At 67.3% G+C, this 26643-nt stretch carries 25 protein-coding genes; 15 read left to right on the top strand and 10 right to left on the bottom strand.

The annotated features are described in order from the left end of the window. The first annotated feature begins 132 nt into the window (after positions 1 to 132). On the top strand, positions 133 to 333 hold the full coding sequence (locus WG924_RS14010; protein WP_345933651.1) for a restriction endonuclease: 201 nt from the start codon (positions 133 to 135) through the stop codon (positions 331 to 333). A 297-nt stretch (positions 334 to 630) separates the two neighbouring features. On the opposite strand, the gene WG924_RS14005 is transcribed toward WG924_RS14010, so the two are convergent. Continuing rightward, positions 631 to 2025: a multicopper oxidase family protein gene (locus WG924_RS14005; RefSeq protein ID WP_345933650.1), complete on the bottom strand. Its 1395-nt coding sequence runs from the start codon at positions 2023 to 2025 to the stop codon at positions 631 to 633. A 221-nt stretch (positions 2026 to 2246) separates the two neighbouring features. Here WG924_RS14005 and WG924_RS14000 point away from each other — a divergent pair, with 221 nt between their 5' ends. From WG924_RS14000 to WG924_RS13945, 12 genes are all read left to right on the top strand, one after another. After that, the gene (locus WG924_RS14000) at positions 2247 to 3137 is read left to right on the top strand and encodes a phytanoyl-CoA dioxygenase family protein (RefSeq protein WP_345933649.1); all 891 of its coding nucleotides are present in this window, start codon (positions 2247 to 2249) and stop codon (positions 3135 to 3137) included. Positions 3138 to 3151: 14 nt separating this feature from the next. Next, entirely contained in the window at positions 3152 to 3565 is a 414-nt protein-coding gene (locus tag WG924_RS13995) for a RidA family protein (protein ID WP_345933648.1), read from the top strand. Between the two features lie 53 nt (positions 3566 to 3618). Further along, positions 3619 to 4425, top strand: coding sequence for a 3-oxoacyl-ACP reductase FabG (gene fabG / locus WG924_RS13990; RefSeq protein WP_345933647.1), 807 nt, complete (start codon positions 3619 to 3621; stop codon positions 4423 to 4425). Between the two features lie 323 nt (positions 4426 to 4748). Beyond that, positions 4749 to 5450 (top strand): helix-turn-helix transcriptional regulator, encoded by a 702-nt coding sequence (locus WG924_RS13985; RefSeq protein WP_345933646.1) that lies wholly within the window; start codon positions 4749 to 4751, stop codon positions 5448 to 5450. A 158-nt stretch (positions 5451 to 5608) separates the two neighbouring features. Further along, a complete protein-coding gene (locus tag WG924_RS13980; RefSeq protein ID WP_345933645.1) occupies positions 5609 to 6400 on the top strand; it encodes an ABC transporter ATP-binding protein in 792 nt (263 codons plus the stop codon). 136 nt (positions 6401 to 6536) lie between these two features. Next, on the top strand, positions 6537 to 7715 hold the full coding sequence (locus tag WG924_RS13975) for an ABC transporter substrate-binding protein (RefSeq protein ID WP_345933644.1): 1179 nt from the start codon (positions 6537 to 6539) through the stop codon (positions 7713 to 7715). Between the two features lie 5 nt (positions 7716 to 7720). After that, positions 7721 to 8434, top strand: a complete 714-nt coding sequence (locus tag WG924_RS13970; protein ID WP_345933643.1) for an ABC transporter ATP-binding protein — start codon at positions 7721 to 7723, stop codon at positions 8432 to 8434. 18 nt (positions 8435 to 8452) lie between these two features. After that, positions 8453 to 9352 carry a branched-chain amino acid ABC transporter permease gene (locus tag WG924_RS13965; protein WP_345933642.1) on the top strand — a complete coding sequence of 300 codons (900 nt, stop codon included), beginning with the start codon at positions 8453 to 8455 and terminating at the stop codon, positions 9350 to 9352. Beyond that, positions 9349 to 10467 carry a branched-chain amino acid ABC transporter permease gene (locus tag WG924_RS13960; RefSeq protein WP_345933641.1) on the top strand — a complete coding sequence of 373 codons (1119 nt, stop codon included), beginning with the start codon at positions 9349 to 9351 and terminating at the stop codon, positions 10465 to 10467. Before WG924_RS13965 ends, WG924_RS13960 begins: the two co-directional genes overlap by 4 nt. Continuing rightward, on the top strand, positions 10464 to 11249 hold the full coding sequence (locus WG924_RS13955; protein ID WP_345933640.1) for an SDR family NAD(P)-dependent oxidoreductase: 786 nt from the start codon (positions 10464 to 10466) through the stop codon (positions 11247 to 11249). Before WG924_RS13960 ends, WG924_RS13955 begins: the two co-directional genes overlap by 4 nt. A 173-nt stretch (positions 11250 to 11422) precedes the next feature. Continuing rightward, on the top strand, positions 11423 to 12445 hold the full coding sequence (locus WG924_RS13950) for an SDR family oxidoreductase (protein WP_345933639.1): 1023 nt from the start codon (positions 11423 to 11425) through the stop codon (positions 12443 to 12445). 34 nt (positions 12446 to 12479) lie between these two features. After that, positions 12480 to 12896 carry a YbhB/YbcL family Raf kinase inhibitor-like protein gene (locus WG924_RS13945; protein ID WP_345933638.1) on the top strand — a complete coding sequence of 139 codons (417 nt, stop codon included), beginning with the start codon at positions 12480 to 12482 and terminating at the stop codon, positions 12894 to 12896. Between the two features lie 51 nt (positions 12897 to 12947). Here the strand turns inward: WG924_RS13945 and WG924_RS13940 are convergent, their stop codons facing one another. From WG924_RS13940 to WG924_RS13925, 4 genes are all read right to left on the bottom strand, one after another. Then, positions 12948 to 13556: a superoxide dismutase gene (locus tag WG924_RS13940; protein ID WP_345933637.1), complete on the bottom strand. Its 609-nt coding sequence runs from the start codon at positions 13554 to 13556 to the stop codon at positions 12948 to 12950. A 117-nt stretch (positions 13557 to 13673) separates the two neighbouring features. After that, entirely contained in the window at positions 13674 to 14267 is a 594-nt protein-coding gene (locus tag WG924_RS13935; RefSeq protein ID WP_345933636.1) for a DUF1003 domain-containing protein, read from the bottom strand. 158 nt (positions 14268 to 14425) lie between these two features. Next, the gene (locus WG924_RS13930; protein WP_345933635.1) at positions 14426 to 15871 is read right to left on the bottom strand and encodes a tryptophanase; all 1446 of its coding nucleotides are present in this window, start codon (positions 15869 to 15871) and stop codon (positions 14426 to 14428) included. A gap of 98 nt (positions 15872 to 15969) precedes the next feature. Next, the gene (locus tag WG924_RS13925) at positions 15970 to 16101 is read right to left on the bottom strand and encodes a hypothetical protein (protein ID WP_345933634.1); all 132 of its coding nucleotides are present in this window, start codon (positions 16099 to 16101) and stop codon (positions 15970 to 15972) included. Between the two features lie 218 nt (positions 16102 to 16319). Here WG924_RS13925 and WG924_RS13920 point away from each other — a divergent pair, with 218 nt between their 5' ends. Then, positions 16320 to 17192 carry an alpha/beta fold hydrolase gene (locus tag WG924_RS13920; RefSeq protein WP_345933633.1) on the top strand — a complete coding sequence of 291 codons (873 nt, stop codon included), beginning with the start codon at positions 16320 to 16322 and terminating at the stop codon, positions 17190 to 17192. Positions 17193 to 17208: 16 nt separating this feature from the next. On the opposite strand, the gene WG924_RS13915 is transcribed toward WG924_RS13920, so the two are convergent. Further along, positions 17209 to 18621 carry a sigma-54-dependent transcriptional regulator gene (locus WG924_RS13915; RefSeq protein ID WP_372044805.1) on the bottom strand — a complete coding sequence of 471 codons (1413 nt, stop codon included), beginning with the start codon at positions 18619 to 18621 and terminating at the stop codon, positions 17209 to 17211. Next, complete coding sequence (locus tag WG924_RS13910; RefSeq protein WP_345933632.1) at positions 18618 to 20522, bottom strand: sensor histidine kinase; 1905 nt, start codon at positions 20520 to 20522, stop codon at positions 18618 to 18620. The genes WG924_RS13915 and WG924_RS13910 overlap by 4 nt, the downstream gene beginning before the upstream one ends. 329 nt (positions 20523 to 20851) lie before the next feature. Between WG924_RS13910 and WG924_RS13905 the strand changes: the two genes are divergently transcribed. Continuing rightward, positions 20852 to 22240 carry a dicarboxylate/amino acid:cation symporter gene (locus WG924_RS13905; RefSeq protein WP_345933631.1) on the top strand — a complete coding sequence of 463 codons (1389 nt, stop codon included), beginning with the start codon at positions 20852 to 20854 and terminating at the stop codon, positions 22238 to 22240. A 180-nt stretch (positions 22241 to 22420) separates the two neighbouring features. Here the strand turns inward: WG924_RS13905 and WG924_RS13900 are convergent, their stop codons facing one another. From WG924_RS13900 to WG924_RS13890, 3 genes are all read right to left on the bottom strand, one after another. Next, positions 22421 to 23029: a glutathione S-transferase family protein gene (locus tag WG924_RS13900; protein WP_345933630.1), complete on the bottom strand. Its 609-nt coding sequence runs from the start codon at positions 23027 to 23029 to the stop codon at positions 22421 to 22423. A gap of 97 nt (positions 23030 to 23126) precedes the next feature. Then, entirely contained in the window at positions 23127 to 25400 is a 2274-nt protein-coding gene (locus WG924_RS13895) for an ATP-binding protein (protein WP_345933629.1), read from the bottom strand. 145 nt (positions 25401 to 25545) lie between these two features. After that, a complete protein-coding gene (locus WG924_RS13890) occupies positions 25546 to 26643 on the bottom strand; it encodes an ABC transporter ATP-binding protein (protein WP_345933628.1) in 1098 nt (365 codons plus the stop codon).

Genomic DNA, 26643 nt, shown 5'->3' with positions numbered 1-26643 from the left:
GTTGGACAAAGTTTGGCGACTTCATCCTAACCCACTTCCGAGGGCGGCATGGCCACACCCGATCCCGGCATGCCGGGATCGGGTGTGGCGACAACTGTCAGGTAAATACCGTCACATCACATTACTCTCGTCTTGCAGTGCAAATATCATAGCTCGCCGGTCGGCAATTCCGCTGTTCAGCAGGTGCATGCAGCCAAGAGCTTTTATCGTGCTTCACATGCTGCTGTGGTGACGAACGCTAGCTACACTAGAGGGTGCGTGGCACTAGCAAGTCGCACCAACGTCCACTTACTTTCAGTCAATAAGCTAATGTATATATCCCTGCACCTGTAAGGCCGCTGTCTAAAAATCTCCCCATTTCACAAAATATGTAGTTTACAATTTACCATGCGTTTCGCGTAAAAAAAGGCGGCCAGCCGCTCAAACGGATCGCATACTGCAGACAGGCCGCATGTTGCTCATCCATATCGAAGAAGCTGTGCTCCATAGTCACCACCTCTCATTCTTGTTGTCAGGCCGTGGATCGGATCAGCCGGTTGGAAACCGAGGCCATCTTTAGAGGCGCCCGATCGGTAGCGTCCCGATATCTGCCTCTCCGGGGCCGGTCGGTCTCAGGCGCCGCTTCTCCTATCACGCCTCAACCCGGATATACCCGGTCAGGCCGGTCTTCTGGTGTTCGATCACATGGCAATGGAACGCCCAGTCGCCGGGATTGTCGGCGACCAGGGCGACCTCCATGGTCTCGCCCGATTGCAGCAGGGCGGTGTCGGTCAGCAGCGGCGGGATCGGGCGCTTGTTCGAGCGGAGCAGACGGAAGGTCAGGCCGTGCAGATGGATCGGGTGGTCGTTGGGGGTTTCGTTGCGCAGGCGCAGCACATAGGACCGGCCCGGCTTCAGCACCGCGAGCGGCGCCACCGGGTCGGGGCTGTCGCCATCCCAGGCAATCCGGTTGATCGACCAGAAGGTATAGCCCAGCGTGCCGCAGATCCCGGCCACCGGCGGCTTGCCGCCGGGCGACCAGCCGAAGACGAAATCGAGGATCTCGGCATTGGCCAGATCGGGCTCGGCGATCGGGTTGGGCGTGAGTGGCGCCAGTTCGGCAAGCGCGCGCCGGGCGCTGGCGCCGGTGGCGCGCAGGCGTGCGAGCGGCTTCGGCCCCTGCGGCAGCCGCAGGTTCAGGGTGACGGTCTCGCCCTCGGCATCGGGCATGCGCAGCGCGATGTCGGCGCGCTGGCCGGGGGCCAGGATGATGCCTTCGGCTGTGATGGGCGCGGGGAGCGGGTTTGAATCGAGCGCGATCACCTGCGCCGCGCCGCCGGCCAGATCATAGATCCCGACCCGGGTCATGTCGGTGACCGCCAGCCTCAGCCGCACCAGACTGCCCGCCGGCAGGTCATAGACCGGCTCCACCGCCCAGTTGACGGTGGAAACCGTGCCGAGTGTGCCGCCCCGCGCGGCGGCGCGGGGCCGATAGAAGCTGATGAACCGGCCATCCTCCCCCAGACGGAAATCCCGGATGTTGAGCGGCAGATCCTGATCGAAGCCCGGGTTCTCGTCGTCCTCGACCACCAGCAGGCCGGTCAGGCCGCGGCCCATCTGTTCCAGCGTGTTGCAATGCGGGTGATACCAGAAGCTGCCGGCATCGGGCGCGGTGAGCGTGTAGCGGAAGCGCTGGCGGGGCTCGATCGGCGGCTGGGTCAGATAGGGCACGCCGTCCATGGCATTGGCGATGCGCAGGCCATGCCAGTGCACCACCGTGGCCTCGTTCAACTGGTTGACCACGTCGACCGTGAATGGCTGGCCCCGGCGCAGGCGCAGCACCGGCGGCGGGCCGTCGGCCGCGAAGCTCATCATGTCGGGGGTGACGGTGCCGGGCAGAATGGCATGGTCGAGCCCTGAGACGGTGAGGGTGGTATCCGCCGCCATCACCCGTCGGCCGCTGAGGCCGACCCCGGCGGTGACCGCGAGCCCGGCGGCGGTGCCGAGCAGGAATTCACGGCGGGTGGGGCGCGACAGGACCGGCATGATGGGTCTTTCCGGGTGATCTGAAAGGTGGCCTGCATTCTGGCAGGCGCGCGGCCGGGGGCCAAGCCGGGCCGGCGAGGCCGATCGCCGCACCCGGCCGCGCGGCCGCTTCCACCTGAAGGTGGCCGGTCTTCGCTTCCACCTGAAGGTGGATTGTCGCCCCACCGCCAATCCCCGACCCTTCCGTCATCACCTCTGGCCCCAGATGCGAGGACGAGACGATGGAAGTGGTTCACCTGCCGGCCACGGCGACCCCGGACGAGATCAACGCCGCGCTGCGCGACCATGGTTATGCGATCGTGGACAATCTGGTTCCCGCCGACCTGATGGACCGGATCGATGCCGAGATGGCGCCCTATGTTCAGGACACGCTGTATGGCGATGACGGTTTCGTGGGCAAGCACACCAAGCGCACCGGCGCGATGATCGCCCGCTCGCCTGCCGCGCGCGAGCTGATCATGAACCCGACAGCTCTTGGCGCCGCCGGTCGGCTGCTTGAGAAGGCGACCACCTTCCAACTGCATCTGACCCAGATCATCAGCGTGTTCCCCGGATCGAAGGCGCAGCCGATCCACCGCGATCAGGTGGCCTGGGATTTCTTCCCCTTCCCGCAGGATTACGAGGTGCAGTGCAACATCCTGTGGGCGCTGACCGATTACACCGAGGAGATGGGGGCGACCCGGGTGGTGCCGGGCAGCCATCTGCTGCCCGACAAGCATTACACGATCGAGGAGTCGATCGCCGCCGAGATGACCCGCGGTTCGGCGCTGTTCTATACCGGCAAGGTCTATCACGGCGCCGGCGAGAACCGGTCGGACAAGGTCCGTCAGGCGATCAACATCACCTATGCGGTGGGCTGGGTGCGCCAGGAGGAAAACCAGTATCTGACCACGCCGCTGGAGGTGGCCCGCACCCTGCCCGAAGACCTGCTGAAGGTGATGGGCTATCAGATGGGCTGCTTCGCCATGGGCTATGTCGGCGATTTCGAAGATCCGATGACGGTTCTGCATCCGCCCGCCGAGCGCAAGGTTCTGAACACCGACATCATCGCCAGGAAGGCCGGCGAGGCGATGGACGCGCAGAAGCTATATGCCGACAGCACCGCAGCCTGAGCCGGGGACGGATCATGACGATCACCAGAACCAATCCGCCGGTCGACTATCTGGGCGCCGACGTCTTCGATGCCTTCGCCTTCCGCCAGTCGGTCCGTGCTGGCGACACGGTCTATTACGCGGGGGTGGCGCCGCTGAAGGGCACGCTCGACACGCTTGAACTGGTCGGCACTGGCGACATGGCGGCGCAGCTTCACTATGTGCTGGGCGTCATCGATGCCTGCCTGGCCGCTGACGGCCTCGACCGGACGAAGCTCGCGACCTGGACCTTCTATACCACCGACATCACCGGCTTCATGGCGGTGATGCCGGAAATCCTGGGGCCGTGGGTGGGCGAGCACCGGCCATCCTCGACCACGGTCGAGGTGCGCGCCTTCGTGCATCCCGACCAGTTGCTTGAAATCACCGCCATCGCCGTCGACGCCTGATCCGGCGCCGCTCATCCCGTTGCTGCCCCTCCTGTTGCCGGAGACCCCTGTCGATGCATCCATCGTTGAACGGCCGCAGCGTGATCGTCACCGGCGGCAGCAAGGGCATCGGCCGCGGCATCGCCCGCGGCTTCGGTGCCGCCGGCGCGCGGGTGCTGGTCGTCTCGCGCCGTCAGGCGGATGCCGATGCCGCAGCCGCCGACATCGCGGCGGCCGGCGGTGTGGCCTCAGGCTTCGCCGCCGACGTCTCGACGCCGGAGGGCACCGCCGCCATGGTCGCGGCGGCGGTTGCGCGCCATGGCGGGCTGGACGTGTTGTGCGCCAATGCCGGCATCTACCCGGCGGCAACGATCGAGGAGATGACCCCGGTCGATTTCGATCATGTCATCGCCACCAATCTGCGCAGCACCTTCCTGTCGGTGCAGGCGGCGGCGCGCGTGATGAAGCGGCAGGCGGCGCGCCCGGCGGGGCGCGGGCGGATCGTCATCACCTCGTCGACCACCGGGCCGATCACCGGTTATCCCGGCTGGGCGCATTACGGCGCGTCCAAGGCCGGGCAATTGGGGTTCATGCGCACAGCCGCCATCGAGCTTGCCCCCTTCGGCATCACCGTCAACGCGATCATACCCGGCGCGATCATGACCGAGGGGCTGGCCGGGCTTCCTGAAAGCTTTCTGGCCCGGATCACGGCGGCGGTGCCGGCGAAACGCTTTGGCACGGTCGACGAGATCGCCGCCGGCGCGCTGTTCCTGGCCAGTGACGAGGCCGCCTATATCACCGGTCATGCCTTGTCGATCGATGGCGGCATGACCCTGCCGGAATTTGAAATGGCGCTGGAGGAGGGCAGCAGCCTGAGCTGACCAGCCGATCGCGACGGGGCACCGATCGCGACGCGGGCACCAGTCGACGGGCCGGGGCGATCCCGCGTCACGGCGCACGACTGTGAGTTTATTGATGCCCTCCGGCCCTGGGTCGGAGGGTTTTGTTTTGGTGACTTGGGATGTGACCGGCATTCATTGGCACGGTGCTCCCCTTATCTGGCATGGGGATTGCTTTATTTTGTCGTAATTCAAGAAGAACAACGGTCGTCGGGGAGGATTGCGGAGAGCATCCGGTGGGCTGCGCGCGTCGGGCGGCGCCCTGGCCTGCGTGCTGCCATGTCCTCTATGGAAGGAGTTTTCCCATGCAGATGGCCGAAGAACACCTCTCCACCGCGATGATCGACCAGACGATGCGCTTTGCCGCATCCACGCTCGACGCCCATGCCAGCATCTTCTGCTGGATCGGCCCTGAGGCCAGGGTGGCGGACTATCAGATCGCCGGCGCCAGCGCCGGCATGATGGACGACTATTTCAGCGGCTGTTATGTCCACGACCCGCTGAATGTCTATGAGGTGACCGGTTTCGCGCGGGACATTCTGTTCCTTGAGCAGGAACGTGTGCGGCGCAGCGACGAGGAAAACCGCCTGCACATGGCATTCCTGAACCGCTATGGCATGCAGGACGAGGTCAATTTCATCTTCCGGCATGACGGTCTTCCCTTTGCCCTGCTGGCGGTGCTGACCGGTCCGGAAGCCGCCGGGTTGAGCACGCGGCTGTTCAATTTCAATGCCATGCACGACTATCTGGAATTCAATCTGAAGATGCATCCTCGGGTGCGGAAGGCACGCCAGGAGATGCTGTTGTCCAGCCGTTTCGGACTGACGCCGCGGGAGATCGAAGTCGTCGATCTGCTCAGAAATGGTGCATCTAATATGACCATAGCTCAAATTATGGGCATAGGCGTCGCCACGGTCAAAACCTATGTCATCAATATCCTGAACAAACTGGGCGTCGACAACCGCGCGGCGATCATCGCCTTTCTGGCGGCCATGCAATTGCCCTGATCGCGGCTTGAGGGTGGCCGGGCGGCTTTGACCTGGTGTGGCTTCCACCGGAAGGTGGATTGCGGGGCAGGTGGCCCCGGCCGCAGGCTTCCTGTCGGACAAGCGCGCCGGGATCGCCCCAGCCGGCGACACCGCCCATGGACAAGGAGGCCTTCCGGATGACCGCCCTGGCAGCAGATATCGATCTGATGACACAGCCGGAACCGGAGCCGGCCAGATGCCTCGACATCCATGGCCTCTCCAAGCGGTTCGGCGGGGTCTATGCCGTGCGCGGGGTGACGCTGCGCTGCATGGCGCGCGAAATTCTGGGCCTGATCGGCCCGAACGGCGCCGGCAAGAGCACGCTGATCAACCTGATCACCGGCACGCTCAGCCCCGACAGCGGCACAGTGACCCTGGACGGCCAGCCGATGACCGGCCTGTCGGCGCCGCAATGCGCACGAGCGGGCGTTGGACGCACATTCCAGAACATCCGCCTGTTCGCGCATCTGACCGTCCGCCAGAATGTCGAGGTGGCGCACACCACCGCCCTGCGCCATCGCGCCGCTGGCCGCGCCCTGCATGATGTCGATGACCTGCTGGGTCGGATGGGCCTGCGCGGCTTGGCCGAGCGGATGGCCACCACCTTGCCCTATGGCCTGCAGCGCCGGCTGGAGATCGCCCGCGCCCTGGCGCTCGCCCCCGGTTATCTGCTGCTGGACGAACCGGCCGCCGGCATGAATGACGTCGAATCCGAGCATCTGGTGGAGCTGATCCGGCAGATCCGCAACGATTTCGGCTGCGGCGTGCTGGTGATCGAGCATGACCTGCGCTTCATCCGCCGGGTCTGCGAGCGGGTGGCGGTGCTGCATATGGGCGAGATCCTGACCGTTGGTGGGCCCGAAGAGGTGCTGAGCGATCCGCGGGTGATCGAGGTCTATATCGGCGGCGGCGACGAGGCGGAGGCCTGACCCGCGCCGCATGCGACGGAATAAGACGACACCGGGAAAACGACACCGGGAAATACGGCACCGGAAAGAAAACGACACCGGGAATGGCCGGGCAGAAGAACAATCAACACAAGATCGAGACGGGGGACATGGGACGATGACCACTGACACGCGCAGGACATGGCATGCCATCTGCCTGGGGCTGGCAGTGCCGGCGATGCAGATGGTGGCAGCGCCGGCCATGGCGGCGGAGACCTTGAAGATCGGGGCGCCTGAGTCGATTTCCGGCGACTGGGCGCCCTATACCGCCGCCCATGGCCTGCGCTGCATGGCCGAACTGGTGAACGAGGCGGGCGAGTACCAGATCGAGCTGCTGGTGAAGGACAGCAAGAGCGAGCCGCAACTGGCCATCGCCCTGGCGCAGCAGATGCTGGATGACGAGGTGATCGCGGTATCCGGCACGCCGGCTTCGGACTCGCTGATCCCGATCGGCCAGCTTGCCGCCGAATATGGCGCCATCACCTTTTCGGCCATGAACACCCAGGTCGAGATGTTCGCGGCCGGGCTCGACAACTTCGTCACCGTGGCGGTGCCCGATCCGCACAACGCCGCGGCGACCGCCAAGGTTGCCTATGATCAGGGCGCGCGCAGCGTGGTGCTGTTCGTGTCGGATGTGGTCGGCACCTGGACGCGTGCATTGCCCGGCTGGTTCGGCGAGGTGTTCGAGCGCCAGGGCGGCAAGGTGCTGGGCTCGATCGAATATCCGGGCTTCGGCATCACCGACTGGTCGCCCTTCATCTCGAAACTGAAGGCGATGGACCCGGCCCCCGATGCGATCCACATCTCGTCGATCAACCCGGATGTCGGCGTGCTGATCCGCCAGCTTCGCGCCGCCGGCATGTCGACCATGGTTCTGGGATCGGACGGCTTCGACGATGTGACGCTGGCCAGCGTTGCCGGTGGCGCCGCCAATGTCGACGGCACGGTGTTCTTCGCGGCCCACGGCTTTCCGACCGAGGGCGGCGCGCTCGCGAGCTTCCAGGCCGACTGCGCCAAACGTGGCTATGAGATCAACGGCGCCTTTTTCGGCCTGGGCGGCGATGTGATCAAGCTGATGGTGGGGGCGGCCAGGGCCGCGGGATCGACCGAGCCGAAGGCGATGCTTGAGGCGATCTATACCAAGGGCCCGTTCGAGATCGTCACCGCCCCCAGCGTGTCTTACGACAACCCCTGGCATTATCCGATCAAGGAGGTGCCGGTGATGGGGTTCAAGGATGGCAAGCCGATCCTGATCGCGTCGACGATCCCGGCGGACGTGCCGCATTTCAAGAAGTGACCGCCATGCTTGAGATCGAGGACGTTTCGATCAGCTATGGTCCGGTCAGCGCGGTGCGCCATGTGTCGCTGACGGTTGCGGCCGGCGAGATCGTCGCCCTGCTGGGGCCGAACGGCGCCGGCAAGACCTCGCTGCTGCAGGCGGCCATGGGCCTGCGGCCGCTGGCCGGTGGCCGCATCCGGTTCAAGGGCGAGGATCTGCGCCGGCTGGATACCGAAAGCCGCGTCCGCCGGGGCATCACGCTGACGCCCGAAGGCCGGCGGGTGTTCGCCAATCTGACCGTGCTTGAAAACCTGGAACTGGGCGCCGCGACCCGCCGCCGGGGTGCTGCCGTTCAGGCGGATATGGAGATGTGCTTCACGCTGTTTCCGATCCTGGCGGAGCGTCGCGGGCAGACCGGCGGCAGCCTGTCTGGCGGCGAACAGCAGATGCTGGCGATTGCCCGCGCGCTGATGAGCCGGCCATCCCTGCTGATGCTCGACGAACCGTCGCTGGGCCTGGCACCGCGCATCGTGGGCCAGATCTTCCGCCTGATCCGCGACCTGCGCGACCGCGACCTGACCATCCTGCTGGTGGAACAGAACGCCCATGACGTGCTGCGCTTCGCCGATCGCGCCTATGTGCTCAGCACCGGCGAGATGCGCTATGGCGGCCCGGCGGCGCCGTTGCAGAACAGCGGCGCGCTGATGCAGGCCTATATCGGCGATGCGGCCGCCTGACGGCAGAGGGACAAGCTGATGGATTATCTGATCGAACAGGCGCTGAACGGTTTCAGCATCGGCGCCCAGTATGCCTTGCTGGCGTTGGGGCTGGCGATCGTGTTCAGCGTGATGGGGCTGGTCAATTTCGCCCATGGCGAGTTCATCGGCGTTGCCGGCTATGCCATGTTCGCCATGGCCGCGATGGGCATGACCAACCCCTGGCTGCTGGTGGTGTTCGGCGTGGTGACCGTGGTTCTGGTGGCGTTGGTGCTGGAACGCGTGGCTTTCCGGTCGGTGCGCGATGCACCACCCACCACCGGGCTGCTGACCGCCTTCGGCGTCGGCATCGTGTTGCAGAACCTGTTTCTGCTGATGGTGTCGCCACGCCCCAAGGCGGTGCCGGCGCTGTCGGTGCTGAACACGCCGGTCGATCTGGCGGGTTTCACCGTCACCGCTCTTCAGATGCTGGAGGTGGGGGTCACGGCGGTGGCGATCGGCGCCCTGGTCTGGTTTCTGCGCGCCACCCGGATCGGCCTCGCCATGCGCGCCGCGGCGCTGGACTTCACCACCGTGCGGCTGATGGGCATGCGCGCCAACCGGGTGATCGCCGCGGCCTTCGCGATATCGGGCCTGCTCGCCAGCATCGCCGCGATCTTCTTCATCGCCCGGCGGGGCGCGATCGACCCGTTCATGGGGCTTCTGCCGGTGCTGAAGGCCTTTGTCGCGTGCGTGCTCGGCGGCTTCGGCAGCTTGCCCGGCGCCGTGGTCGGTGGGCTGCTTCTGGGCTTCGTCGAGGTGATGCTGATCGTCATCCTGCCCGACAAGCTGGCGGGGCTGCGTGATGCCTCGGTCTTCCTGATCGTGGGGGCCATTCTGGTGTTCCGGCCGCAAGGCATTCTGGGGCGCCGTGTCGAGCTTGGAGACAAGACCGCATGAACACCATCGTCTATGGCATCCGCCAGCGCACCGCCGGGCTCGGGCTCGATGAACGGCTGGCCGGCAATCTGAAGGGCGCGGCCTGGCTGGTGATCATCGCCTCGGCGATCGGGCTCGCCATCCTGGCCTTCGGCAGCCCGTTCATCATCCGGCTGGCCGCCGCCGCCTATATCAACCTGATCGCCGTCGTCGGGCTGCAGATCTTCATGGGCAATGCCAATGTGGTGAATATCGGCCATGCCGGCTTCATGGCCCTGGGCGCCTATTTCACCGCGGTGTTCGCAACGCCGGTGATGATCAAGGCGACCCTGATCCCGAACGCGCCCTTCGGTCTGGCCGGCGTGGAACTGGCGGCGATCTATGCCTTCATCCTGTCGATCGCCATCACCACCCTGATCGGACTGATCACCGGCCTGGTGCTGGTGCGGCTGGCGGGCATCGCCGCCACCATTCTCACCATCTCCATCCTGGTCATCGTGCAGGGGGTGCTGGTGACCTGGACCGATCTGTTCCGCGGCGCGCAGGCCTTTTTCGGCATTCCGAAGGTGGTGGGGCTGGGCGGGATCATTCTGGCGACCGCCGTGGTGCTGGTGATCGCGCGGTTGTTCAAGGGATCGCGCGCGGGCGTCCAGTTGCGCGCCAGCGCCACCGATCCGGTGGCGGCGGAAGCGATGGGGGTGGATGTCCGGCGGCTGCGGCTGGTGGCCTGGGTGCTGGGCTCGGCCGTGGTCGGCTGCGCCGGCGCGCTGTACGCGCTTTACGCCGGCACGATCAATGCGCGCGCCTTCTATTTCCACACCGCCTTCCTGACCCTGGCGATGGCGATCGTCGGCGGCATGCGCTCGGTGACCGGCGCCATGGTCGGCGTGGCGCTGCTGACCGTGCTGCTGGAACTGATCCGGATCGTCGAGGGCGGCATCACCGTGCTCGGCATCGCCTTCCCCGAAATGCTGGGCCTGTCGGGGCTGATGCTGGGCGTGGTGATCGTGGTGGTGATGTGCTTCCGCCCCGATGGCTTCATGGGCGGATACGAGGTCGAGGAAGCGGTCGCGGCCCTGCGCGCCCGGCTGTCATCGCGCCGTCGCGCCGCCGTTGCCGGGGAGGGCACGCAATGACCCCGCTGGCGGGAAAGGTCGCGCTGGTCACCGGTGCCGGGCGCGGCATCGGCCGGGGTATCGCCACGCATCTGGCGATGCTGGGCGCGCGGCTGGTGCTGACCAGCCGCACGGCGGCCGAACTGGACGATCTGGTGGCCGGGATCGCCGCCGCCGGTGGCATGGCGGTCGGCGTGGCCGGCAGCGTTTCCGAGCCGGCCGCGGCCGATGCCATGGTCGACGCGGCCCATGACGCCTTCGGCCGGCTCGACATCCTGGTCAACAATGCCGGCATCGTCGAGGACGCGGCGTTTCTGGACATCACGATCGAGAGCTGGCGGCGGGTGATCGACACCAATCTGACCGGCTGCTTCCTGATGACCCAGCGCGCGGCGCGGCGGATGAAGGATCATGGCGGCGGGTCGATCGTCAACATCGCCTCGATCGATGCCCAGGGCTATGACGGCCCGCAGGCCTCGTATGTGGCATCGAAGGCCGGCGTCGTCGGCCTGACCCGCGATGCGGCGACCGCGCTGGCGCCGTTCGGCATCCGGGTCAACAGCGTCAGCCCCGGCTGGGTGCGGACCCGGATGATCGAGGATTTCCTGACCCCTGACCAGCTCGACTACATGCTCCACCGCTTTGAACGCGTGCCCATGCGCCGGCTGGTCGAGATCGACGAAGTGGCGGCCGCGGTGGCGTTCCTTGCATCGGATGCCGCCGCCGCCATCACCGGCATCGACATCCCGGTCGATGGCGGCACGCTGGCGACGCTCAATGTCTATGAAACCCTGCCGCGGTGACGGCATCCGACTGTGGCGGGGCGGCCTGACGGCCCATGGCGGCGTGGCCTGACGCGATCCGGCAGCCGGAACTTTCCGGCCGCCACCGGGCTTGTCCGCAGACAGGGCCGGCCGGCCCCCTGACTGGCGCCGGCCGGTGGTTCTCCCCCCACGGATCAAGGAGGCGGTCCCCCATGACCCGCAGAGGACAGCGCGACGGCGCGGTGGTGGTCATCACCGGCGCATCCAGCGGCATCGGCCGGGCGACGGCGGAGGCCTTTGCGCGTGACGGCGCACAACTGGTTCTGGCGGCACGTGACGGTGCGGCGCTGGAGGCGGTGGCCGGCCATTGCCGGGTCCTGGGCGCCGCGACCGAGGTGGTGCCGACCGATGTGACCGACGCCGCCGCCGTGCGGCATCTGGCGTCGCGGGCCCTGGCCTTCGGCGGGCGGATCGATGTCTGGGTGAGCAATGTCGGTGTCGGCGCCGTCGGCCGGTTTCACGAAACCCCCGCCGCGGCGCATGAACAGATCATCCGCGCCAATCTGATCGGCCATATGAACGATGCCCATGCGGCGGTGCCGGTGTTTCTGAAACAGGGGCGAGGCGTGTTCATCAACATGATCTCGCTGGGCGGCTTTGCCGCATCGCCCTTCGCGGCCGCCTATAGCGCCAGTAAATTCGGGCTGAAGGGCTTTTCGGAGTCGCTGCGCGCGGAACTGGCCGATCAGCCCGACATCCATATCTGCGACGTCTACCCCTCGTTCGTCGACACGCCGGGCCTGCGCCATGGCGCCAATTACACCGGCCGCCGGATCAAGCCGATGCCGCCGGTCCATGACCCGCGACGGGTGGCGGCGGCGATCGTCGGCCTGGCACGCCGGCCACGGCCGCAGGTGATCGTGGGGCCGGAGGTGCATCTGCTGCGCCTGGGCCACCTGCTTGGCCGCGACACCGGTGCGCGGATGGCGGCCCGGGTGATGGAGCGCTATTTCCGCAGGGCCGATCCGGCACCGGTCACCGATGGCAATCTGTTCAATCCGCCAGACGATCCGGGCGGCATCGATGGCGGTTTCCGCAGCCGGCGGGGCCGTCCGTCGCCGGCTGCCGGTGGGATTGCGGTCGCGGGCGTGTGTGTCCTGGCCCTGGCAATGCTGGCGGCCCGGCCCGGCAACCGGCGCCACCTCCGTGGCGGCCGGCGGCATGGCATGGCCTGACGCAGTTCAAAGCCCGAAGGGATAGGTGTCGGGCATGCCGGTCGGCGGCTCTGCCGGCAGCGGCGTCACCGCCCGGGTCTCTGCCAGCCGCATCGGGGTCCGGGTGGTCCAGATGGTCGACGACCGCCCGGGTCGGCGGCGGCAACGGCGTTCGGTGCGGCAGCACGCCGTGCATGTGTGCGGGGCGCGCGGTCATATGCGGCGTGGCCATGGCGGATCTCCTGGCGGATATCGCGTCTGGCGATCAATTCGCGTCGCGCTCCGCTGTTCCGGAAGGGGGCGGGCCCGATCAGCGCGACCTGGCCGCAGGTCAAGGCACATCCGGCTGCTGGCGCTGGATGTGGACCGGCTGGACATTGCCGAACAGGCGACGCTTGATGAGATCCGGGTGGCGGCGCGTCCGCATGTGCCGGGCACGGCCGAATTGATCGGCGTGTACGAGCTGTGCTGACGGCGCCGCCCACGGTCGCTCAGGCCGTGTTCACGTCAGCCCCAGGGCCGGTCAGGCCGCGTTCAGTTCAGCCTCGGCGAAATCGTAATTGGCCAGGGTGTCGAGGAAGTTGGTGACGTAGTCCGGCCGCCGGTTGCGGAAGTCGAGATAATAGCTGTGTTCCCAGACATCCAGCCCCAGCAGCACCCGGCCATCTTCGGCGCTGAGCGGGTTGGCGGCATTCGGGCTCTTCGACACGCCCAGGCGGCCATCGGGCTTCAGCACCAGCCAGGCCCAGCCCGAGCCGAACTGGCTGACCGCCGCCTGTTTGAAGGTCTCTTTGAACCCGTCGATGCTGCCGAAATCCTCGACCAGCCGCGCGCCCAGACGATCGGGGATCACACCGCCTGCGGGCGACAGGCTCTGCCAGAAGATGATGTGGTTCCAGTGCTGGCCGGCATTGTTGAACACCGGCGCCATGTCGGCCCGGTCCCGGGCCAGAAGGATGATCTCTTCCAGCGCCTTGCCCTGAAGGCCGGCATCCTTGGCGACGAAGCCGTTCAGCGCGGTGATATAGGCCTGATGATGCTTGCCGTGATGCAGTTCCAGGGTTTCCTGGCTCATCCCACGGGCGGCAAGCGCTGTGGTGCTGTAGGGCAGGGAGGGCAATTCGAAAGGCATGGGATCCGGTCCTTGCTGGTCGCATCGATTAAGAATGCGACTCATTCTTAATAACAAAAACCAGTGTCTGGCCGGCGCCAAGATATGTCAAGCGATGGCTTGTGATATCTGGGACGGTCAGCCGGTGGCCGGACCCGTGGAGGCCGGATCCCCGCTGTCGAGGCGGCGCTGCAACAGGTCGAGGATCTGGGCCTGCTGGCGGGTGAGGGCCTCAAGATGTTCGATGCGCAGGGCGTCGATCTTTTCGTGCAGGCGCATGATCTCAAGCTCGGCCTTCAGATTGACCTCGTAATCATGGGCGGCGGCGATGCGGTCCTTCGCCGATTGCCGGTTCTGGCTCATCATGATGATCGGCGCCTGGATCGCGGCCAGCGTTGACAGCACCAGATTCAGGAAAATGAACGGATAGGGGTCGAAGGTCGCCCGCCAGTGGTCGAACAGGCCGCTGTTGAGCAGCATCCAGCCGAACAGCACCAGCATGAAGCCGAAGATGAAGCCCCACGAGCCGCCGACCGCCGCCACCCGATCGGCCAGCCGGCCCCAGAAGCCGGTCTGTTCGTCGGCGATGTCGGCAACGTCGCGGCTCATCGGCTGGCGCTCGACGATGCCCTCCAGAACCCGGCGTTCCTGCTGGTCGAGCATATCGGCGGTCTTGCCGAGGAATTTACGGGCCATGTCGCCCGCATTGGGGCGCGTCTGCGGGTGTTTCATTCTGGCTGCTTTCTTCTGCGGCCCTCGTGGTCAGGCCGATATGGCGCCCGCCGCCAGCGTAAACCAGCGGCGGCGCAGCCCAAGAAGGAAACAGCAGGCAGGACAGGTCAGCCCGATCGACGGGTCAGCCCGATCGACGGGTCAGGCCGATCGACGGGTCAGGCCGATCGACGCAGCGGCTCCGCCTGATCGGGGCGCAGCCGGGCGGTGAAATGGCGCAGCACCCGTGGCTCATGAACGAAGACCAGCCCGGTCAGGCTGTCGGCGCGGGCCTTCACCCGGATCAGGGCGTCGGCCACATAGTCCATATGGTCGTTGGTATACACCCGGCGCGGGATGGTCAGGCGCAGCAGTTCCAGCCGCGACGGCTTCTGCATGCCGGTTGCCGGGTCGCGACCCAGCAGCAGTGAGCCGATTTCAACCCCGCGCACGCCCGCCTCGACATAGAGCGCATTGGCCAGCGCCTGGGCCGGGAAGCGGTCGGCGGGGATGTGCGGCAGCAGGCGCGTTGCGTCCACGAACACCGCATGGCCGCCGGTGGGCGCCTGGATCGGCACACCGCCGGTCAGCAGTCGCGCGCCCAGATGGGCGACCTGGGCGATGCGATAATCCAGGAACGCCTCGTCGATCGCCTCGTACAGTCCCACCGCCAGGGCATCCATGTCGCGGCCCGACATGCCGCCATAAGTGATGAAGCCTTCCATCGGCACGCACAGGGCCTGCACGGCCTGAAAGATGTCCAGGTCGCGGCGCACGGCGCACAGCCCGCCCATATTGACCATTGGATCCTTCTTGGCCGACATGGTCAGCACGTCGCCCTCGGCATAGATCGCGGCCACGATCTCCCGGATCGACCGATCGCGCCAGGCCGGGTCGCGCTGCTTGATGAACCAGGCGTTTTCGGCGAAGCGGGCGCTGTCGATCACCACCGGAATGTCGTGGGCGCGGGCCAGCGCCGCGGCGGCGCGGATGTTGTCCATCGCCACGGGCTGGCCACCGGCACTGTTGCAGGTGATGGTGATGATCAGGCCGGCGACATTGCCGGGGCCCGCCGCCTCGATCTCGGCGGCAAGCCGGGCAAGATCGAAATTGCCCTTCCAGTCATGCGGCCGGGCGGTGTCATAGGCATCCGGCGTCAGCACATCGACCGCGCGGCCGCCGGCGATCTCGACATGGGCGGCGGTGGTGTCGAAATGATGGTTCGACAGGAAAACCGGCCTGATCCCGGCGGCACCCGCCGGCGGCCGGCCGGCACGATCGCGGACCCGCGCCACCAGCACCGGAAACAGGATCTGCTCGGCCCCGCGCCCCTGATGGGTGGGCACGACATGGGGATAGCCGAACAGATCGGCGACAGCGTCCTGCAGGCGATAGAAGCTGCGGCTGCCGGCATAGGCCTCGTCGCCGGTCATCATCGCCGCCCATTGGGCGTCGCTCATGGCACCGGTGCCGCTATCGGTCAAAAGGTCGATATAGACATCCTCGGCACGCAGCAGAAACAGGTTGTGGCCGGCAGCCTCAAGGGCGGCGATCCGGTCTTCGCGCGTGGTCTGGCGGATGCGCTCCACCATCTTGATGCGGAACGGTTCGGGAATACGGGTCATGTCATGAAAATCCTGTTGGCGCCGGCAGATCGCCCGGCGCGCGGTCCCCTGGCGCTTTGGCCGGGGGCGGTCGTCAAAGAGGTGAAGACGTGAATGCGTCAGCCGCGACGGCGCGGAAAATCGAACGCCAGAATGCAGTCCTGATTATACCAGGCCTTGCACAGATTGGTGCTGCCAGGGCGCGCGCGGCGGCCTCGCGCCAGCATATCGCCGACGGCGTCGGCCAGCATGATGCCGACGGATCTCGCGCCATGATGTCGATGTGCGACCGCCGGTTGGGCGTTCATCGCCGACACTCTCTTCTCAAGAATCAGTCACCTGATATCAAAGTGGTGCCGGATGGTCATGCCTGTCAAGGCCGTCCATGTCGGGCAGATCAACGACCGCCATGGCCATGACGGGGTAGAATGGTTGATGCTCAAGGCCCCACCCGCATGGAGAGACCCCGATGCCCCTGTCGCAGACCACAATCACCCTGGCCGCCGATGATGGCCATGACATTCTGATCCGGCGCTGGCACGACGACACCCGTGCGCCCCGCGGCATCGTCCAGATCGCCCATGGCATGGGCGAGCATGCCGGACGCTATGCCCGGCTGGCGGCGCATCTGGTGGCGGAGGGGCATGTCGTCTATGCCTCGGAACATCGCGGCCATGGGCCCGCGGCGGCGGCGGCCGGCACGTTGGGCGATTTCGGGCCGCGCGGCTTCGCGGCCCTGGTCGACGATCTGGCGGTGGTCAGCCGGCATCTGCGGGCGCTGCATCCGGGCCTGAAGCTGGTGCTGGTCGGCCACAGCATGGGCTCGTTCGCGGCCCAGTCCTATCTGGTGGACCATGGCGATCTGGCCGATGGCGTGGCGCTGTCGGGCACCACGGCGGTCGAGATGCTGGGCAGCGCCGCCATGGCCGGCAGTTTCCGGCTGGAAGACCTGAATGACGGTCTGCCGGATGTGCGCACGCCCTTTGACTGGTTGAGCCGCGACCCGGCCGAGGTCGATGCCTATATCGCCGATCCGCTCTGCGGCTTCACCGTCACCGACGCGTCGTTCGGATCGATCTTCACGGTCTGCGGCCCGCTCGCCGATCCGGCGGCCGGCGCGGGTCTGCGCAAAGACATGCCGCTGCTGCTGTTCACCGGCAGCCGCGATCCGGTGAACAACAACCTCGCCTGGTTCGGGCCGCTGGTCGATCGCTATCGTCAGGCCGGCCTGACCGACGTGTCCAGCCATGTGTTTGGCGGCGCCCGTCACGAGACGCTGAACGAGACCAACCGCGACGAGGTGATGGCGGTTCTGGCGGCCTGGATCGGACGGGTGGTCTGATACCGGCTGGTCGAGGCTAGCCGCGCCGGGCTTCCCGATAGTCGTTAGGGTCGATGGCGTGGCGTTGCAGCTTGTCGTAGAAGGTCTTGCGCGGCAGCCCCAGCCGCGCGACCACGGCCTTGACCTCGCCCTGGTCGGCGGCAAGGGCCGCCCGGATCGCCGCCGCCTCGAACCGGTCGACCCGGCGCGGCAGCGGCAGAGACGGGTCGTCGGCGAGGCTGGCATCGACCGCGCTGCCCGCCATGGCCGACGGGCCGGATGCGGGGTCGGGCGGGCCGTCGGTCAGGCCAAGCGCCGCGCGCTCGGCGAAATGGGCCAGTTCGCGGACATTGCCCGGCCAGTCGTGAACCGACAGGTGATGGCGGACGGCGTCGGACATCGGCGGTGGCGGCCGGTTGAAGCGGCTGGCGGCACGGGCCAGGAAATGAGCATAGAGCAGCGGGATATCGGCGCGGCGCTCGCGCAGCGGCGGTATGCGGATCGTCACAACGTTCAGGCGGTAATACAGGTCGTCGCGGAAATCGCCGGCGGCCGCCGCCTGTAGCAGATCGACCTTGGTGGCGCCGATCACCCGGAGGTCGACGGCGCGGATCTCGTTGGTGCCGAGCGGCTCCACGGTGCGGGTTTCCAGCACCCGCAACAGCTTGACCTGCAGCGCCTTCGGCATGCTTTCGATCTCGTCCAGGAACAGTGTGCCGCCATCGGCATGCTCGATCCGGCCGATCCGGCGGCGCTGGGCGCCGGTGAAGGCGCCCGGCTCGTGGCCGAACAGCTCGCTTTCGATCACGCTCTCAGGCAGCGCGCCGCAGTTCAGCGCCACCATCCGCCGGTCGCGGCGGTGGCTGCCGGCATGCAGCGCCTGGGCCACCACCTCTTTGCCCGATCCGGTCTCACCCAGCACCAGCACATCGATATCGGCGGCGGCCACCTCGCGCACCATCCGCCGCAACTGGTCCATCGCCGGGGTCCGACCGATCAGCGGCAGGCCGTCCTCGGCATCGAGCGCCGCCCGCAGGCGCCGGTTCTCGATCACCAGCCGCCGCATCGCGACCGCCCGGCGCACCGTCTCGACCAGCCGGTCGGACGGATAGGGCTTGGGCAGAAAATCATGGGCGCCGTCGCGCATCGCCTCGACCGCCATGGCGATGTCGCCATGCCCGGTGACCAGGATCACCGGCAGGTCGGCGTCGAGCGCCCGCAACCTGCGGAACAGCGCCAGGCCGTCGGTGCCGGGCATGCGCACATCGGTGACCACCACGCCGGGGAAATCGGTATAGACCGCGTCGAGCGCCGCGGCGGCGCTGTCGCAGGCGATGACGTCGAAGCCGGCCAGTTCCAGGCTCTGGACATTGGCCAGCCGGATATCGGCCTCGTCGTCGACGAAGATCACCGGGCCGGTGGCGGGGGGCATGGTGTCGCGACCGGTCATGATACCTCCGGCAGGTCGAGGATGAATTGCGCGCCGCCCTGGCCGGGCGGACTGTCATCGGTGGCGGGTGGTCCGGCTGTCAGCATGCCGCCCATCTCGCGCACCAGATCGGCGGAAATCACCAGGCCCAGCCCCAGCCCGTCGGGCTTGGTGGTGCGGAACGGCAGGAACAGGCCGGCGCGGATATCAAGGGGCAGTCCGGGCCCGTTATCGGCGACGGCCAGAGCGATCCGGCCCTTGGCGCGCCGCAGGCTGATGGTGATCCGCGGCTCCGGGCCATCGGCCACGGCATCCAGCGCATTGCCGATCAGGTTGACCAGCACCTGTTCCAGACGCACGCGATCGGCCATCACGCGCGCATCGGTCGCATCTGCCGGCATGTCCAGATCCAATGCCACGGCATGTGCACGCAGCCGGTGGCCCAGCAGCAGCAGGGCGCCGTCGACGGCCTCGATCACCGCAACCGGCGTGGGGGTGGGGGCGGATTTGCGGGCGAAGCCGCGCAACTGGCCGGTGATCGCGCCGATCCGGTCGGTCAGCCCGGCGATGCGGACCAGATTGTCGCGGGCGGCCTGCGGGCGATCGCGGTCCAGAAAGGCGGCGGCATTGTCGGCAAAGGCCCGGATCGCCGCGACCGGCTGGTTGATTTCGTGCGCGACACTGGCGGCGATCTGGCCCAGCACCGCCAGCCGGCTCGCCTGAACCAGATCATCCTGCATCTGGCGGGCGGCGGCCTCGGCCAGACGGCGCTCTTCCATCTCGGCTTCCAGCGCGGCATTGGTGCTGGCCAGATCGGCCGTGCGGTCGCGCACCGCCGCCTCCAGTTGCGCACGGGCGTCGTCGGCGGCGGCCACCCGGGCGCGGAGCTGCTGGCGGCGATAGAGCAGGGCGGCGGTGGCGGCGGCCAGCAGGGCCACAAGGGTCGTGACGATGGTCCGGGCGTTGGCGGCGGCCCGGTTCAGCGGCTGGTCGGCGGGGCTCAGCAGGTGCAGGGTCCAGCCGATATCCGGCATCGCCGCCCTGATATGGAGCAGGCGCGATCCGGCCGCCATCGGCGTCGTCAGGTGAACCAGCGGCTTGCCCATGCCGGTGTCGGGCGCAAGCGGCAGCGGGTCGAGCGGCGCATCGCCATATTGCAGGCTGGCGCGGATGACGCTGCGGGTTTCCGCCGGCAGCGGTGTCAGGCTGCGGAACCGCCAGGCATCGATGCCGGTGACCAGCACCACGCCGCGGGCATCGGTGGCGAAGATCCGGTCGGGTGCCGCATGCCACAACTGTTCGATCCGGTCGAATTCGATCTTGACCACCATCACCCCCAGCCGGCGCCCGTCGGGGGCCTGGATGCGGCGGGCCAGATACATGCCGGGCCTGTGGCTGACGGTGCCCATGGCGAAATGCTCCGCGGCGCCTTCGGCCATGGCGACAGTGTAATAGGGCCGGAATCCATAGTCATTGCCGACGAAGCTGGCCGGCTCCTGCCAGTTGCTGGCGGCGATGGTCATGCCATCGCCATCGATCAGATAGATCACGGCGGCGCGGGTGGCGGCGCTCAATGCCTCAAGCTTGCGGTTCAGGGCCATGACCGCCCCGGTGTCGGTCGGCGCGCGCAGCACCGCCAGGGCATCGGGGTCGGTTGCCAGCACCACCGGCAATGCGCGCTGCTTGTCGATCTCGGCGGCCAGCGCCTCGACATGCAGCGCGATCGCGGTCTGCCCCGCCACCGTCAGATCGTCGATCGCCTGATCGCGGGCGATCTGGCCGGCCTGCCAGACCAGCAGGCAGCCCACACCGAGCCAGATCAGCAGAAACAGCAGCCAGCCGCGCCCCCGCCGCGCCGGCCTGGGGCGGTGCGGCGGGGCAGGGCGTCTGGCGGTTTCGGCCCGTGCGGTGGAACTGGTCATGGGCTTTAGTGTGGCTGCAATCCAGTCCATGCGCAAATCCACACAGCGTGCGGATATCCGCCATATCAGGCGGGGGTCTGGCTGGATTTCCACACAAATTGCCGGCAGTCGAGCGGGGTATGCCGGATATTCCTGATTGGAATTCAAGGACTTGTGCGGTGGCGCGTCCTCTGGCACGGCGCTTGCCAATACCGATCCTCAACCGCGCGGATCTGCCTGCGCCGACTGGAGGCTGGGGAGCCCGCCGGGAGGTGCCACCAGGACAGCCGCCGGCGACAAGCAAGATCAGGCCGGTGCGATACGCCGGCGCTCATGGAGGACGCCGCAGGATGGCACAGCCGATCTCAGGTCGCGACGCGACCAAGGGCGCGCCCGCGCCGAGGAAACCCTATCAGCATCTTTACGTTCAGGTTCTGGTCGCGGTCGCGGCTGGTATCGTGCTTGGTCATTTCTGGCCGGGCCTGGGCGCCGAACTGAAGCCGCTGGGCGATGCCTTCATCAAGCTGGTGAAGATGATCATCGCCCCGGTCATCTTCCTGACCGTGGTCACCGGCATCGCGGGCATGAGCGATCTTGAAAAGGTCGGCCGGGTCGGCGCCAAGGCTATGATCTATTTCCTGACCTTTTCCACCCTGGCGCTGATCGTCGGGCTGGTGATCGCCAATGTCGTGCGGCCGGGCGACGGCATGCATATCGATCCGGCCTCGCTGGATGCCGCCGCCGTGCAGGGCTATGCCGCCAAGGCCCATGATCAGTCGCTGGTGGGCTTTCTGCTCAACATCATTCCCGGCACCGCGTTCAGCGCCTTCGCCTCGGGCGATATCCTTCAGGTGCTGTTCTTCTCGGTGCTGTTCGGCATTGGCCTGTCGATGATGGGCGAGCGCGGCGCGCCGGTGATGTCGGTGCTGAAGACCGCGACCCAGGTGATCTTCAACATCGTCCATATCGTGATGAAGGTCGCCCCGATCGGTGCCTTCGGCGCCATGGCCTTCACCATCGGCAAATACGGCATCGGCTCGATCGCCAATCTGGCGATGCTGGTCGGCACCTTCTATATGACCGCGCTGTTCTTCGTGCTGGTGGTGCTGGGGGCGGTCGCCCGTGCCAACGGCTTCTCGATCCTGCGCCTGATCCGCTATATCAAGGCCGAATTGCTGCTGGTGCTGGGCACCAGCTCGTCGGAATCGGCGCTGCCGGCGCTGATGGAGAAGATGGAGAAGGCCGGCTGTTCCAAGCCCGTCGTCGGGCTGGTGGTGCCGACCGGCTATTCGTTCAATCTGGACGGCACGAATATCTACATGACCATGGCGGCGCTGTTCATCGCCCAGGCCACCGATACGCCGCTGGCGCTGGGCGACCAGATCCTGCTGCTGCTGGTGGCGATGCTCAGCTCCAAAGGCGCCGCCGGTGTGACCGGCTCGGGCTTCATCACGCTGGCGGCGACGCTGGCGGTGGTGCCCTCGGTGCCGGTCGCCGGCATGACGCTGATCCTGGGTGTCGACCGCTTCATGTCGGAATGCCGCTCGTTGACCAATTTCATCGGCAATGCGGTCGCGACCGTGGTGGTGGCGCGCTGGGAAGGCGAACTCGATCGCGACCGCCTGAATGCCACGCTCGCCGCCGGTCATGTCGTCGACGACAGCGAGGCACCGGCCGCAATCCGCCCATCGGGGGCGGTATCGGTGCCGGTGCGTCCGCTGGCGAGCCCGGCTGAGTGAGCAACCCGTATCTGACCGGTCACGGCTGACGAAACAGGATTACCCCCGCCCGATGCGGCGGGGGATCGGGCTGCCCCGGGGGAAGGGGCAAGCGGCCCCGCCATCGGCGCCATCCCAGGGGACGGGATGGATGCCGGGCGGGGCCGCGTCTGTTTCAGGGGCACTTGCCGGTCGGCAGGATCAGGGCAGCTTCTGGGCCTTCTTGGCCGCGTCGCGACCCCGGCAGCGCCGGACCCAGGCCGTGACGTTGGGGAAGGCCGCCAGATCGGCGCGCGAGGCGACCAGCCAGGCGATGATCGCGGCAACGTTCAGGTCGGCGACCGTGAACCGGCCACCGACCAGCCAGCCATCGCCGCGGGCCAGCGCGCCTTCAAGCACCGCCAGCGGCCGGGCCAGGGCTGCCTCGGCCTCGTCTGCCTTCGCGGGATCGCGACGGTCGGCGGGAAAGAACACCCGATGGCCCAGAACGGTCAGTGCCAGCACCTCGACATGGGTCACCACCCAGAAGGTCCACTGGGCGATATGGCCGGTTTCCGCGGCATCCCGCGGCGCCAGCGGTCCGCCATGCTTCGCCGCCAGATAGAGGTTGATCGCCATGCTTTCAGCGACGACCACGCCGTCATCGTCGATCACCGGGATCTGACGCGCCGGGTTGATGGCCGTGATTTCCGGGTGGCTTGCGACATCGCGGATCGCGACCGGCAGATGTTCGTAAGGGAGCCCCAGTTCCTCGGCCAGCCACAGATTGCGCGAGGTGCGCGACCCGCTGGTGCCATAGATCTTCAACAAGGCATGTCCTCCATCCTGCGGTTCTTGCCGCGCGATCCCTGTCGCGCGCGGCCGGCAGGGTAGCACAGCGGTCCGCCGGGGCGGGAGGCGGCTTCGTTTACGGCATCACCTGTTCGCGCAGGCGGGCGCGCCGCATCATCAATTCCACCAGCGTGCTGCGCAGCCGGCTGCCGAAGGCATCGAGATGGGCCTGCCGGATCGCCGCGTCCTCGCCATTCTCGGTCGATGTGGCAAGGCGGCGGCCAAGAAGTGCCGCCTGCTCCAGGCCCAGAAGCGAGGCCATGCCGGCAAGGGTGCGCGCATCATCGGCGAGCACGGCCGGGTCGGCCGCAGGTGTCATGCGTTGCAGCCGTTCCGCGGCCGTGCTCATGAAACTGTCGAGCATCTGGCTGACGCGATCACGCCCCAGCATGCGCTGCAACCGGTCGATCGCCTGCATCTCGTCGTCGGCGCCCGCGATCGGCGCGGCCCCGTCGCCGCTCATGCCCGACAATGCGGCGGCTTCGATCGTGGCGCCGTCCTGGCCCTGGGACGTCTGTTCGACGAAGCTGGTGTGGCGGCGCAAAACCTCGGCCAGTTCCGCGATCTGGATGGGCTTGGCCAGATAGTCGTCCATGCCGGCGGCCCGGCACTGGTCGATCGCTTCTTCGAAGGCATTGGCGGTCAGCGCCACGATCGGCACGCGGGCGGCGGACGGATCGTTCAGCCCACGGATGGCACGGGTGGCATCCAGCCCGTCCATCACCGGCATGCGCATATCCATCAGCACCAGATCCAGCCCGCCACGGGCGGCCATCGCCAGTGCCTCGGCGCCGTCCTCGGCCTTGTCGACCGCGCAACCCAGCCGCTTCAGCATCGCCGCCAGAACCTCGCGGTTCATCTCGACATCGTCGGCGATCAGCACCCGGATGCGTGGCGCGGGTGCAGCGGCCGCGGCCGGGTCGGCCTCGGCCGCTGCATGTGCGGGCATCGGGCCGGCGGCGGCGGGCACGGTTTCCGGCAGCGGGATATCGAAGCGGAACAGCGCGCCGCGACTGACGGTGGCGTCCAGGGACAGCCGGCCGCCCATCGCCCGCACCAGCCGCGACGAGATGGCGAGCCCAAGCCCGGTTCCCGAGCTTTCGCTCGCGCCATCCTCGATCTGCGAGAAATCCTTGAACAGAAGGTCGCGCTTGCCCGCGGGGATGCCGGGGCCATCGTCCTGCACCTCGAACCGCAACCGGCCGTCATCCAGCCGGCGGACCCGCAGCACCACCCGGCCGTCATGGGTGAATTTGACCGCATTCGACAGAAGGTTCAGCAGCACCTGCTGCAGGCGCATGCCGTCGACCCGCACCGCGCGCGGCAGATCGGGTGCGGCATCGGTCATCAGCAGCAGGCCCTTGGCGGTGGCCTGAGGGGCGATCACGTCGGTGGCGACCCCCAGCAGACCGCGCAGGTCGACTCCGTCGCGCGGTTGCAGGCTGAGCTTGCCGGCCTCGATCTTCGAGAAGTCGAGCACATCGTTCACCACGCCCAGAAGATGCCGTCCGGCGCTGGTGATCATCTGCACCCGCCGCCGTGGCTCAGGGGCGAGCGACGGGTCGTCGAGCAGCAATTGGGCGGCACCGAGCACGCCGTTCAGGGGCGTGCGCAATTCGTGGCTCATGGTGGCGAGAAAGCGCGATTTCGCAAGGCTGGCGCGCTCCGCCGCCTGACGGGCGGCATCGAGTTCGGCCGCGTGGCGCTCGCCATCCCCGACGATGATGCTCCACAGCATGGCGAAATTGCTGCCGACATAGAACATGCCGGCCAGCACCAGGAATGCCGCCTGCACCGGCGGGCTGGACAGGACCGTGTCGAAACCCGGACCCGCCAGCGTCGCCAGGCCGCGCAACAGGGTGATCAGCCCGAACACGCCGAACACGGCGCCGGCGGCCCTGAGCGACGAGCGGGTATTGCCGCGGCCGGCATGGCGGATGGCAACCACCGCACATTGAAGCAGCAGCAATGACGAGCCCACCGAATAGCCGACGATGCGGGCTTTCAGGTCCGGTTGAATGACGGTGAAGGTCAGCACCACGCCGAACGTGCCGGCGATGATGGCGATGGCCGGCGGCATCATGCCGCGATTGCCGGTCAGCCGCTCGAAACTGGTCAGATACAGCCCCGACGAGGCCAGCAGCAGCGTGTTTGCCGTCAGGACCGTCACGATGTCGCCGGTGGCGATGTTGAAGGCCAGGATCAGCGATCCGGCCGCCCGCGCGGCATTGCCCGCGGTCCACCACAGGACGTGCTCGGATTTGCGGCGCGCGATCGCGACCGCCGTGAATCCGATGGTCAGGACCACGGTGACCCAGGCGTTGTAGACCGCCAGTGTGCCGATATCCATCGTCGGACCGTTCCTTCCACAACGCCGCCAAACGGAGGATCTGGTCTCGCGGTCCGGCACCACCGCGAGACCAGATCCTACAGTGTTGCAGGACCGGTAAACAATTCGCGTATGGGGGGCGATGCTGTTGTGGCGGCCTGCGCCGCTATCGCGGCAGTCGTCGTCCCTGGTGGTCGAAGGGATGCCAGTCCGCCGGATCGGCCGTCAGCGTGACCGGGCTGCCGATGGCGGGCGGGGCCGGGCGATGGCGCAGGGTGACGGGCCGGCCATCGACCGAGGCGGCGCCGATATCGACATGCAGGATGCGGGTCTCGCCAAGCTCCTCGACCATGATCAGGCGACCGGTGGCGATCGCGGCGCGCCCCTGATCGGCCAGTGTCAGATCTTCGGGCCTGATGCCGATGCAACTGGCGCCGGACGGCGTGGCGGTGGTGCCATCATGGCTGGCGGCCATGGCCGTGGCCGTGAACAGGTTCATCTGCGGGCTGCCCAGGAAGCGGGCGACGAACAGGCTGCGGGGATGGCGGTAGAGATCGGCCGGTGGCCCCACCTGCTCGATCCGGCCACCATTCAGCACCACAAGCTGATCGGCCAGCGTCATCGCCTCGACCTGATCATGGGTGACATGGATCATGGTGGCGCCCAGATCGGCATGCATCCGCGCCAGTTCCACCCGGGTTTCGGCCCGCAGCGCCGCATCCAAGTTCGACAGCGGTTCATCGAACAGGAACACTTTGGGGTCGCGGACGATGGCGCGGGCGATCGCCACCCGCTGGCGCTGCCCGCCCGACAATTCGGCGGGTTTGCGGTCGAGCAGGCTGCCGATCTGGAGCATGCCGGCGACCCGGGCGACCCTGGCCTCGATATCGGCGGCCGACTGTCCGGCGATCTTCAGCCCGAAGCCGATATTGCGCCGGGCGGTCATATGCGGATAGAGCGCATAGGACTGGAACACCATCGACACCCCGCGCGCCGCCGGCGGCAGCGTGTCGACCCGGCGGCCATCGATCAGGATCTGGCCATCCGATGGGGCATCCAGCCCGGCGATCAGCCGCAGCAGGGTGGATTTGCCGCAGCCCGAGGGGCCGACAAAGACCGTGAAGCTGCCTCGCGGCACCACCAGGTCGATATCGTGCAGAACCTTGGTCGATCCGAAGCGTTTCGACAGATGGCGCAGTTCCAGCATCACATCGGATGCGGCGACGGGCATCTGTGCCGAGGGCCGGGCGGGCATGGTGGTCAT

This window comes from Tistrella arctica, from assembly GCF_039630945.1.
Classification (GTDB): Bacteria; Pseudomonadota; Alphaproteobacteria; order Tistrellales; family Tistrellaceae; genus Tistrella; species Tistrella bauzanensis.
The sequence above is the reverse complement of the archived record's forward strand: the minus strand, read 5'-3'. Positions and strand labels throughout refer to the sequence as shown.